1 protein-coding gene is annotated in these 291 nt (G+C 63.6%); it reads left to right on the top strand.

Annotation, left to right across the window (positions count from 1 at the left end):
- On the top strand, positions 1-291 hold a 291-nt coding region (locus tag SB679_RS23735), incomplete at both ends, for an FG-GAP repeat domain-containing protein (protein WP_410704717.1).

The following is a 291-nucleotide window of genomic DNA, read 5'->3' as shown; positions in this document are numbered from 1 at the left end:
GGGTGGCTGACGCAGCGATCGATGGGCACCGGCTGGAATACGCTGAACCTCATTGTTCCCACCAAGGACTTCAACGGTGACGGGCGCAGCGACATCCTGGCACGTGATACCAGCGGCGTCTTGTGGTTGTACCCCGGAAACGGAGCAGGAGGGCTGCAGACACGAGTGCAGGCCGGAACCGGCTGGACCGCAATGACCATGGTTGTGGCACCGGGTGACTTCAACGGCGACGGCAAGAGCGACCTTCTGGCAAGGGATTCCTCCGGAGGCCTCCGGCTGTACGCCGGGAAC

The organism is Chryseobacterium sp. SIMBA_029 (assembly GCF_046535275.1).
Lineage (GTDB): Bacteria > Bacteroidota > Bacteroidia > Flavobacteriales > Weeksellaceae > Chryseobacterium.
The sequence above is the reverse complement of the archived record's forward strand: the minus strand, read 5'-3'. Positions and strand labels throughout refer to the sequence as shown.